The 9,929-nt window shown below is 68.6% G+C and carries 6 protein-coding genes, 2 tRNA genes and 1 pseudogene; 2 read left to right on the top strand and 7 right to left on the bottom strand.

Annotated elements, in window-relative coordinates; genetic code table 11:
• Positions 1-285: 285 nt before the first annotated feature.
• The 6 genes from I0C86_RS35515 to gyrB form a co-directional block, all read right to left on the bottom strand.
• Positions 286-361 (bottom strand) — tRNA-Ala (locus I0C86_RS35515).
• A gap of 42 nt (positions 362-403) precedes the next feature.
• Positions 404-532 (bottom strand): DLW-39 family protein, encoded by a 129-nt coding sequence (locus I0C86_RS44040; RefSeq protein ID WP_225945452.1) that lies wholly within the window; start codon positions 530-532, stop codon positions 404-406.
• 42 nt (positions 533-574) lie between these two features.
• Positions 575-648 (bottom strand) — tRNA-Ile (locus tag I0C86_RS35510).
• Between the two features lie 173 nt (positions 649-821).
• Entirely contained in the window at positions 822-1,913 is a 1,092-nt protein-coding gene (locus tag I0C86_RS35505) for a DUF3566 domain-containing protein (protein WP_196205687.1), read from the bottom strand.
• Between the two features lie 3 nt (positions 1,914-1,916).
• Positions 1,917-4,445, bottom strand: a complete 2,529-nt coding sequence (gene gyrA / locus I0C86_RS35500; RefSeq protein WP_196205686.1) for a DNA gyrase subunit A — start codon at positions 4,443-4,445, stop codon at positions 1,917-1,919.
• A 170-nt stretch (positions 4,446-4,615) separates the two neighbouring features.
• The gene (gene gyrB, locus I0C86_RS35495; protein WP_196205688.1) at positions 4,616-6,559 is read right to left on the bottom strand and encodes a DNA topoisomerase (ATP-hydrolyzing) subunit B; all 1,944 of its coding nucleotides are present in this window, start codon (positions 6,557-6,559) and stop codon (positions 4,616-4,618) included.
• Between the two features lie 583 nt (positions 6,560-7,142).
• Between gyrB and I0C86_RS35490 the strand changes: the two genes are divergently transcribed.
• Both I0C86_RS35490 and I0C86_RS35485 read left to right on the top strand, forming a co-directional pair.
• Positions 7,143-7,697 (top strand): hypothetical protein, encoded by a 555-nt coding sequence (locus I0C86_RS35490; RefSeq protein ID WP_196205685.1) that lies wholly within the window; start codon positions 7,143-7,145, stop codon positions 7,695-7,697.
• A gap of 219 nt (positions 7,698-7,916) precedes the next feature.
• Positions 7,917-9,179, top strand: a pseudogene (locus tag I0C86_RS35485) (MFS transporter); the annotation flags it as partial.
• A gap of 181 nt (positions 9,180-9,360) precedes the next feature.
• Here the strand turns inward: I0C86_RS35485 and I0C86_RS35480 are convergent.
• Positions 9,361-9,929 (bottom strand): DUF721 domain-containing protein (locus I0C86_RS35480; protein WP_196205684.1); only part of this gene is annotated, 569 nt, incomplete at its 5' end.

Below are 9,929 nucleotides of genomic sequence, written 5' to 3'. Positions count from 1 at the left end.
ACACGAAGGCCTCCTGGTTGGCGGAGCGGTTCCTAGACAGCTCCACTCCACAACCGGAGGCCTTCACCTACCTACGACATCAGGTCGTGTCGTCACACAATCTCGACCAACCTCCCTGGGCAGTACATCTAGCAGGTGCTACGCGGCGACGGCAACCCGTTCACGAATCGGACCTGGTTCGGCCCGGTCGAACCGCACCACCCCGGACCAAGATCAAGTTGGGGTTGTACCGACGTTGTACTCGATGATCTTGCATCAAGCATCTCGCCTGTTCAAGGCGTTGATTGGTGGAGCCGAGGGGACTCGAACCCCTAACCCCTGCCTTGCAAAGGCAGTGCTCTGCCAGTTGAGCTACGGCCCCGGGCTGGATGACGCCTCGCCCGGTGGCGGTCCGGTCGGAAGACTACCGAAGGTCCGGCGCGGTGGTGGCCTCGTGCCAGAGCGCCCGCTCGTCGTTCGATTCCTTGACCTTCTTGTAGACGAGGGCCGCGACGCCTACCACGCCGACAACGAGCAGGATCTTCTTCAACATGGACGTATCCTCACGCTCGACCAGTCGTCGGACGGTGTGAAGTGGGGCTAGATGGAATCGAACCATCGACCTCAGAGTTATCAGCTCTGCGCTCTAACCGACTGAGCTATAGCCCCCCGTGCGCCGAGCAAGGTTACCGTACCCCCGACGCCGATCCCAACTCGGGGCCGTGCCGGCGGAAACCTGTGCTGCCGTACCAGGTACGACTGGAACGGTACCGGAACGGTGAACGCCGGGGCGACCGCTTTGTGCGGCGTGCCCCGGCGTTCCGGAGACCGCTGTCGTCCGTTCAGTCGCGCTCGGCGAGCGTCAACTCGACGCCGCCGACGAGGTCGGCACAGACGTTGTAGATGAATGCCGCCAGGGTTGCCAACGCGGTGAAGAGCACCACGTTCACCAGGCCGATGAGGCCCGAGGTGAGGATGACACCCTTGGCAGTGATCTTGAAGGTGCTACCGCCCTGACCGCCGGTCGCGCTGAGCATGTCGGTGAGCGTGCCGTTCACGCTGTCGAAGACGCCCATCGCGTCGAGCGCGAGGTAGAGCACCGACGTCGCGACGATGACCACGATGAACAGCACCAGCGACACCGCGAACGAGAACTTCATCACAGACCAGGGGTCGATCCGCTTCAAGTTCAGGCGGGCCCGACGGGGCCCCCGCGAGGCCGCCGAGCTGACCGTGCTGCGGGCAGCCCGCACGGCCTCGGTGACCCGGGCGGCGCCGACCGCTCCGGCCCCACCGGCCGACCCGGCCGCCGCACCGCCAGCAGCAGCAGCGCCGGTCCCACCGACGCCGGTGCCCGGTCGCGCGGCGGGACCACCGAACCCGAATCGGCTCGTCGGAGTCTGGGGCTGGGGGGTGCCACCGGCCCGGCCGGGCCGGAAGGCACCCTGCTGGGCACTGGAGATCGGCTGGGTCAACTCGGAGCCGCTCGCCGTGGGGACGGCGGGACGCTCGGTCCGGGTCGGGATGCGTTCGGTACGACTCGACGAGCCGGGCTGCTCCAGCCGGCTGGTCGGTGCGGTCTGCTCCGCTCTACCAACGGGTTCGGCCCGACCAGCGCTGACGGTCGCCCTCGGTGCCGGAGAGGACGCCACGGCGGACGTCACGGTGTCCCCGGACTCCGTCGCCGCCGGCGCCGTGTCCTCGAGGTTGCTGTCGGCCTCACTCGACGTGGCTGCCGATTCCTCGGGAAGCTGATCGGGTGGCGGCTGCATGCCCGGCGCCCGGGTGAACTTGGGGGACGGCGCGTCAGCGGGGACTACCGCCCGGCCGACGGCCGTGCGGCCGGTCGCTGGTGTGCCAGCGCCGCCGGCCTCCTCGTCGACCGGGTTGGTCGAGGCCCCCGCAGCCCCCGACTTCGCCTGTGTCTCCGTCATCAACTAGTCCTGTTCGTCAGGCTCGTCGGCATTTCGAGCAATCGCCACAATAGTCACGCCGTCTGGTAGGTCCATCAGTTTGACCCCCATTGTGTTCCGATCACGCGTTCGGCGTACAGGCTTCACGGGAGTCCGGATCACACCGCCGTTGCTCGTGATGGCAAACAGCTCGTCGTCCGGGCTGATCACGACAGCGCCGACCAGACCGCCACGGCGTTCAGTGATCTTCGCGGTCAGCACCCCTTTACCTCCCCTACCCTGCACGGGGTACACCTCGATCGGGGTACGTTTTGCGTATCCCCCGTTCGTCGCCACGAGGACATCCAGGTTCATGCCCTCGCGGACTACCTCCATCGCCAACAGCACGTCGTCGTCGGTGAACCGCATCCCGATCACCCCCGACGTGGCCCGGCCCATCGGCCGGAGCGCCTCGTCCGTGGCGTTGAACCGGATCGCCTGCGCCTTCTTGGACACCAGCAGGAGATCGTCCCCGGGTCCAGCCAGCGCCGCTCCGACCAGCTCGTCCTCGTCGCGGAGGTTGATCGCGATGATGCCGCCGGAACGGTTGGAATCGAACTCCTCCAACCTCGTCTTCTTCACCAGGCCGTTCCTGGTGGCCAGCACCAGGTACGGCGAGACCTGGTAGTCCGGGATCTCGATGACCTGGGCGATCTGCTCGTCTGGCTGGAAGGCGAGCAGGTTGGCCACGTGCTGCCCCTTCGCCACCCTACTGGCCTCCGGCAACTCGTACGCCTTGGCCCGGTAGACCCTCCCCTTATTGGTGAAGAAGAGCATCCAGTCGTGCGTCGAGCAGACAAAGAAGTGGCTGACGATATCGTCCTGCCGAAGCGTGGCGCCACTGACCCCCTTGCCGCCGCGCCGCTGCGAGCGGTAGAGGTCGACCTTGGTCCGCTTGGCGTACCCGGTCCGGGTGATCGTGACCACCACGTCCTCGCGGGCGATCAGGTCCTCCATCGAGACCTCGCCCTCGAAGGGCACGATCTTGGTCCGGCGCTCGTCGCCCCACTTGGCCACGATCTCGCCGAGCTCCTCGGAGACGATCCTCCGCTGCCGCTCGGGCTTGGCCAGGATGTCCTTGAGGTCGGCGATCTCGATCTCGATCTTGGCCAGCTCGTCGATGATCTTCTGGCGCTCCAGCGCGGCGAGCCGGCGGAGCTGCATGTCGAGGATCGCGGTGGCCTGGACCTCGTCGATCTCCAGGAGCTGGATCAGGCCCTGCCGGGCCTCCTCCACCGTGGGTGAGCGGCGGATCAGCGCGATGACGTCGTCGAGCGCGTCCAGCGCCTTGACCAGACCCCGGAGGATGTGTGCCCGCTCCTCGGCCTTCCGCAACCGGTACGCGGTACGACGGCGGATCACGTCGATCTGGTGCTCGACGTAGTAGCGGATGAACTGGGCCAGGTTGAGTGTGCGCGGCACCCCGTCGACCAGGGCCAGCATGTTGGCGCCGAAGGTCTCCTGGAGCTGGGTGTGCTTGTAGAGGTTGTTCAGCACCACCTTGGCGACCGCGTCGCGCTTGAGCACCAGCACGATCCGCATGCCCGTACGCCCGGACGACTCGTCCCGGATGTCGGCGATCCCGGCGAGCTTGCCCTCCTTGATCAACTCCGCGATCCGCTCGGCGAGGTTGTCGGGGTTGACCTGGTACGGCAGCTCGGTGACGACGAGGCCCGTCCGGCCCTTCTTGTCCTCCTCGACCTCGACCACCGCGCGCATCCGGATCGAACCACGTCCGGTCCGGTACGCGTCCTGGATCGGGGTGGTCCCGACGATCAGCCCGTGAGTCGGGAAGTCCGGCCCCTTCACGATCCCGATCAGCTCGTCGAGGGTGGTCTCCTCGTCGGCGTCCGGGTTCTCCAGGCACCACTGCACCGCCGCGCCGATCTCCCGCAGGTTGTGCGGCGGGATCTTGGTCGCCATTCCGACCGCGATGCCCTCGGAGCCGTTGAGCAGTAGGTTGGGGATCCGCGACGGCAGGATCGTCGGCTCCTTGGCCCGGCCGTCGTAGTTGTCCTGGAAGTCGACGGTGTCCTCGTCGATGTCCCGGAGCATCTCCATGGCGAGCGGGTCGAGCTTGCACTCGGTGTAACGCATGGCCGCAGCTGGGTCGTTGCCCGGCGAGCCGAAGTTGCCGTTGCCGTCGACCAGCGGGTAGCGCAGCGACCAGATCTGGGCCATCCGGACCAGGGCGTCGTAGATCGACGAGTCGCCGTGCGGATGGAACTGACCCATCACGTCGCCGACCACCCGGGAGCACTTCACGTACCCCCGGTCCGGCCGGTAGCCGGAGTCGAACATGGCGTAGAGGATCTTGCGGTGTACGGGCTTCAGCCCGTCCCGCACGTCCGGCAGGGCCCGTCCGACGATCACGCTCATCGCGTAGTCGAGGTAGGAGCGCTGCATTTCCACCTCGAGCCCGACCGGCTCGATCCGGTCGTGCTGAGCGACCGCACCGCCGAGGGCGGGCTCCTGCTCCGGCTCGCTGGCGGAGGACTCGGGGATATCCGTCACTGTCAACCCTTATCAGACTCAAAGCCGCATTCCGCTGTGGATAACGGCTGTGGAAACCGTGGAAGCTGTGGATAACTGTGTGGAACGGCGGTGTTGCCGGGCCGTTCGGCCGAGCCCGGCAACACGGCACCGGCGGTTCCGGCCGACTGGCCGGGACCGCCGTACCACCACTAGATGTCGAGGAAGCGGACGTCCTTGGCGTTGCGCTGGATGAACGAACGACGTGCTTCCACGTCCTCACCCATCAGCACGCTGAACAGCTCGTCGGCGGTTGCGGCGTCGTCGAGGGTGACCTGCCGGAGGGTACGCGTCGCCGGGTTCATCGTGGTCTCCCACAGTTCGGGGTAGTTCATCTCACCCAGACCCTTGAACCGCTGGATGTCGTCCGGCTTGGCGTTCGCCTTCTTCTGCTGCCGCAGCGCGATCAGCCCGTCCCGCTCCCGGTCGGAGTAGGCGTACTGGGCGTCGTCGCCCTTGCGGTTCCACTTGATCTTGTAGAGCGGCGGTGCCGCGAGGTAGACGTGCCCCATCTCGACCAGCGGGCGCATGAACCGGAACAGCAGGGTGAGCAGCAGCGTCTGGATGTGCTGGCCGTCGACGTCGGCGTCGGCCATCAGCACCACCTTGTGGTAACGCAGCTTCTCCATGTCGAAGTCGTCGTGGATGCCGGTGCCCAGGGCGGTGATCAGGGCCTGGACCTCGTTGTTCTTCAACACCCGGTCGATCCGGGCCTTCTCCACGTTGAGGATCTTCCCCCGGATCGGCAGGATCGCCTGGGTACGCGGGTCCCGGCCCTGCTTGGCCGAGCCGCCGGCCGAGTCACCCTCGACGATGAACACCTCGGACTCGCGCGGATCGGTGGACTGGCAGTCGGCCAGCTTGCCCGGCATCGAGCCGGACTCCAGCAGCGACTTGCGCCGGGCCAGCTTCCGCGCCTGCTGCGCCGCGATCCGGGCCCGGGCGGCCTGGGTCGCCTTGGTGATGATCAGTTTGACCTCACCGGGGTTGCGGTCGAACCAGTCGACCAGCCACTCGTTGCAGGCCCGCTGGACGAAGCTCTTCACCGGGGTGTTGCCGAGCTTGGTCTTGGTCTGACCCTCGAACTGCGGTTCGGTCAGCTTGACCGAGATGATCGCCGCGAGCCCTTCCCGGATGTCCTCGCCGGAGAGCTTCTCGTCGCCCTTGAGCAGCTTCTTCTCGGCACCGTACCGGTTGACCACGCTGGTCAGCGCGGCCCGGAAGCCCTCCTCGTGCGTGCCGCCCTCGTGCGTGTTGATGGTGTTCGCGAAGGTGTAGACCGACTCGCCGTACGACTCGTTCCACTGCATGGCGATCTCGACCGACATGCCCTCTTCCTCGGCCCCGAACTCCACCACGGTCTTGTGGATCGGGCTCTTGGAGTTGTTGAGGTGCCGGACGAAGTCGGCGATGCCGCCCTTGTAGCAGAAGGTGACCTCGCGCGGCTTGCCGTCCTCCTCCTGCACCCGCTCGTCGCGGAGCTGGATGGTCAGGCCACGGTTGAGGAAGGCCATCTCCTGGAGCCGGCGGTAGATCGTCTCGAAGGAGAAGTCGGTGGTCTCGAACACCGCCGGATCCGGCCAGAAGGAAACCGCCGAGCCGGTCGTGTTGGTGGTCTCGCCCTTCTCCAGCGGAGACGGCTTGGAGTTGTCGTACGACTGCCGCCAGACGTACCCGGACTTGTGGATCTCCACGAACATCCGGGTGGAGAGCGCGTTGACCACCGAGACGCCCACGCCGTGCAGGCCACCGGAGACCGCGTACGACTTGCCGTCGAACTTGCCGCCCGCGTGCAGGACGGTCAGCGCGACCTCGACGCCGGGCTTCTTCAGCTTCGGGTGCAGGTCGACGGGGAATCCACGACCGTTGTCGGTGACCCGGACGCCGCCGTCGGCGAGCAGGACGACCTCGATCGTGTCGCAGTAGCCGGCCATCGCCTCGTCCACCGCGTTGTCCACGACCTCCTGGACAAGATGGTGCAGGCCGCGCTCACCAGTCGATCCGATGTACATACCAGGCCGTTTCCGGACGGCCTCCAGGCCCTCCAGAACGGTGATCGACTCGGCGCCGTACTCCTGCTTCTTCTGCGCTGCCACCTTGGCCACTTTCTCGCACCGCACCACGCCGGGGTAGGCGCGGAGAGCGCGGGTTTGGTGGACGGCCACGACGGCGGGGCGCGTGGGCCGACACCACGATGAGATCCGGGGTACGGTCGAACGCGCCGGTCGCCGCGGTTGCCCACGGATCGCGATCGGCTCGGACCCGGCGCGGTCCCGTCCCGAACACCGAGTTCGGGTCATCGCTCCACACCGTGTCGTCGTCTCGCCGTCAATCTTACTGTGCCGAGATGACATATTGGCTATCCGGCACCCTGCGCGGCGCCCTGAGACAGTCGTAGGCGCCCGAACCCCTACGCCCACGACTCCCCCCACACGCACCGGGTCGAATCGGGGGCGGTTTCCGACATCGCCGCGCCCACCATCCGGCGAGCGGGTCCCCGCCGGGCGGTGTCGGCGCCGGGCGCCTCGGTCGGTCCGGCCAGGGGTCGCGCGAACCCGGGTGGTGCCGTAACTTTGCGACGGCGACGCCGTGAGTAAGCTCCGTGGCCAGGATGCCCGGAAAGCGCATCGGACGGTCCTACCGACCGGTTTCGTCAGGTGCCAAGAGAGGTGACGCTCGATGGGGCTGGACAACGTCGCGGTGCGCTGGCCGCGGACCGGCCGCTTCTACGACCCGGTGGCCCCCGCCGAGTTCGTGGACTTCGGTGAGTTGGCCGACATGCCGGACGTCGCCGCGCCGACCGCGGCCCTGGCGGGATACATCGCCAAGACCGGTGCGGTCCGGGCGACCGCCTACACCGAACTGGTCGACCTGCTGCTCGGCCTCGACGGCGTGTTGTACGCCACCGAGGCTGCCGCCGAGGACGAGGACCCGGTGATCGATCCGGACGGGTGCGCCTGGATCGCCGGCGGACTGGAGCGATTCGTCGACGGGCACCGCGGCTTCGGCGAGTCGGTGACCTTCGACACGGTCAGCGCCGTACTGCGGGCCGCGCTGGCCGACGGCCGGCTGGCCGAACAGCAGTTGCGGTGGCTGGACGGCCGGCTGGACGCGCTCCGCGACGAGTCCGGGGCGGCACCGCAGTGGAGCTTCTCCCGCTCCGAGTTGGGTGTCCTCGCGGGCTTCTACCGGCGGTGCGCCGAACGCGGCTTCGCCGTCTACGCCGACTCCTGATCCGGCCCCGGACGCCATCCACCGCCCGCCAGGCCTCGCTGACCCGCCGACCCACCGCCTGCTGACCCCTTGACGGGCAATGGGTCGGACGAACGGCCATCTGCGGGTTAGCCCGAATCGCCGGCTACGCGGTGATACGCGTGATTCTTCCCACCGCCCCTGAACGAATGGCCTGAGCAGCAGCCAGACTTGCCCGTCCTCGCGGGTTGTTGCGAATCAGTGACGGACAGCCATCAGGCGGGGGCGCCTTCCGTGCGTTCGCCCGCCGACGAACGGGGAGGGTTCGCGGCTTTGCGTACCACGTTTGGCGCCCTGCGCCATCGCAACTACCGGATCTGGGCAGGCGCCGGATTCGTGTCCGTGATCGGCACCTGGATGCAGGTGCTCGGGGTCAACTGGTACGTACTGCAGCGGACCGGCTCGGCGACCTCGATGGGAGTCGCCGTACTGCTCCAGGCCCTCCCCACACTCCTGCTCAGCGGTTGGGGCGGTGCCCTCGCGGACCGGTTGCCCGCCCGACCGCTGCTGATCGGCACCCAGATCGGGCACGCCCTGCTCGCCGCCGGCCTGGCCACACTGGCCTGGTCGGACGCGCCGCAGATGTCGATGATCTACGTGATCTCGCTGGTCAGTGGGGCACTCACCGCGATCGAGGGCCCGGTCATGGGCCGGTACGGCTCGATGATGGTCGACCGGGAAACGCTGGGCAACGCTCTGGCGCTGGGCTCACTGACGAACTCCGCCGGGCGGATCCTCGGAATGAGCCTCGGCGCGGTCGTGGTCGCCGCCACCGGACCAGCCCTGCTGTTCGTGATCAACGCGGTCAGTTTCACCGCCGTGGTGGGTGCGCTGTTCTCCGTACGGCAGGGGGATCTGCACCAGCCGGAACCCGGCCCGGAGGGGAGTCCGGACGCCGGGCACGGAATCCGGGCCGGGCTGAACTACCTACGCCGGCAGCCCGTCATCCTGACCGCCCTCGCGCTCGCCTTCGTGCTGGGCAGCCTGGGCCGCAACTACCAGGTCACGATGGCCGCCATGAGTGCCGGCCCGTTCGGCGGCGGAGCCGCCGTCTACGGCCTGCTCTCCACGGTCTTCGCGGTAGGCACGGTGCTCGGCGCACTGGCCGCCGCCCGCAGGCGCCACCTCGGCTACGGCATCCTGGTCGGTGCCGGGCTGGTCGCGAGTGCACTCCAGGCCCTCGCCGGCCTGGCACCCGGCGTCTGGAGCTTCGCGCTCGCGATCCTGCCGATCGCCGCCGCCGCAGTGATCATCGATACCACCGTCGGCACCCGGGCCCAGCTCGACACCGACGGTGCGATGCGCGGTCGGGTACTGGCCGCCGTCGCGGTGACCGGCTCGGTCGCCGCCGCCGTCGGCGCGCCCGGCCTCGGCTGGCTGTCCGAGCACGCCGGTCCCCGGCAGACACTGGTACTCGCCGGCTGTGTCGGCCTGGTCGCCTCGGCCTGGGCCGGCCTGGCCCTGGCCCGCCGGCAGCAACCCGCCGCCCTGCCGGAGCCCGCCCTGTCGACGACACCCGCACTGTCGGCGGTGTCTTCCCTGTCGACGACACCCGAGGCGGCGCCGGCCCGCTCCCGCGCCGGTCGGCTGCGCGTTATGGCGGGCGGGTCCGTCCGCCGGATGCCGTCCGTCCGACTGCGTCGGCTCAGCCGTACGTATCCCGGGGACCACGTCCTCGTACCCGCCGGGGACCACGGTTCCAGGACGGGGCCGTGGGGCCGTGCACGTGCAGCCGTCGGACCACGTTATGACCCACCTCAGCCGCAATACGCCGGAGCAGCGAGCCGGCCAGCAGCCGAAGCTGAGTCGCCCACGCCGTCGACTCCGCCTCGACCGTGAGTTCGCCGTCCTCCAACTTGATCGGACGGCTGTGCTCGGCGATGTCCGCCCCGACCACCCGCTCCCAGGCACCGAAGACGGTCGCCTCGGCCGCCGGCTGCTGCCAGCCACGCGCCTTCACCATTCGGGCCAGCACCGCACCGAGCAGTTGCGGGTCCCGGGGATCCGGTCCGGGCCCGGAATAACCTCTGGGCCGGCGCCGGGGCTGCCCAGCCCGGCCGGTCGCCGGTCCCGCACCCGCCTCACCTGAGCCGTCGCCCGGATCACCGTCGAGGTCGGCCCGTCCCCGGGTACGCCGGCCGGACCCGCCCGACTTCCGGCGGGCCATCGCGGCGTCCAGGACGGCCCGGGCCAACGCCGGCCCGGTCAACTCCC

The organism is Plantactinospora alkalitolerans, from assembly GCF_015690345.1.
In the GTDB taxonomy this organism is placed as follows: Bacteria; Actinomycetota; Actinomycetes; order Mycobacteriales; family Micromonosporaceae; genus Plantactinospora; species Plantactinospora alkalitolerans.
This window is presented reverse-complemented; position numbering and strand designations above follow the sequence as displayed.

What these genes read in the sequence shown, in the direction of transcription:
- I0C86_RS35490 (WP_196205685.1), top strand. Translation starts at nt 7,143, where the DNA reads ATGGGGCTGGACAACGTCGCGGTGCGCTGGCCGCGGACCGGCCGCTTC.
- I0C86_RS44040 (WP_225945452.1), bottom strand. Translation starts at nt 532, where the DNA reads ATGTTGAAGAAGATCCTGCTCGTTGTCGGCGTGGTAGGCGTCGCGGCC.
- I0C86_RS35505 (WP_196205687.1), bottom strand. Translation starts at nt 1,913, where the DNA reads ATGACGGAGACACAGGCGAAGTCGGGGGCTGCGGGGGCCTCGACCAAC.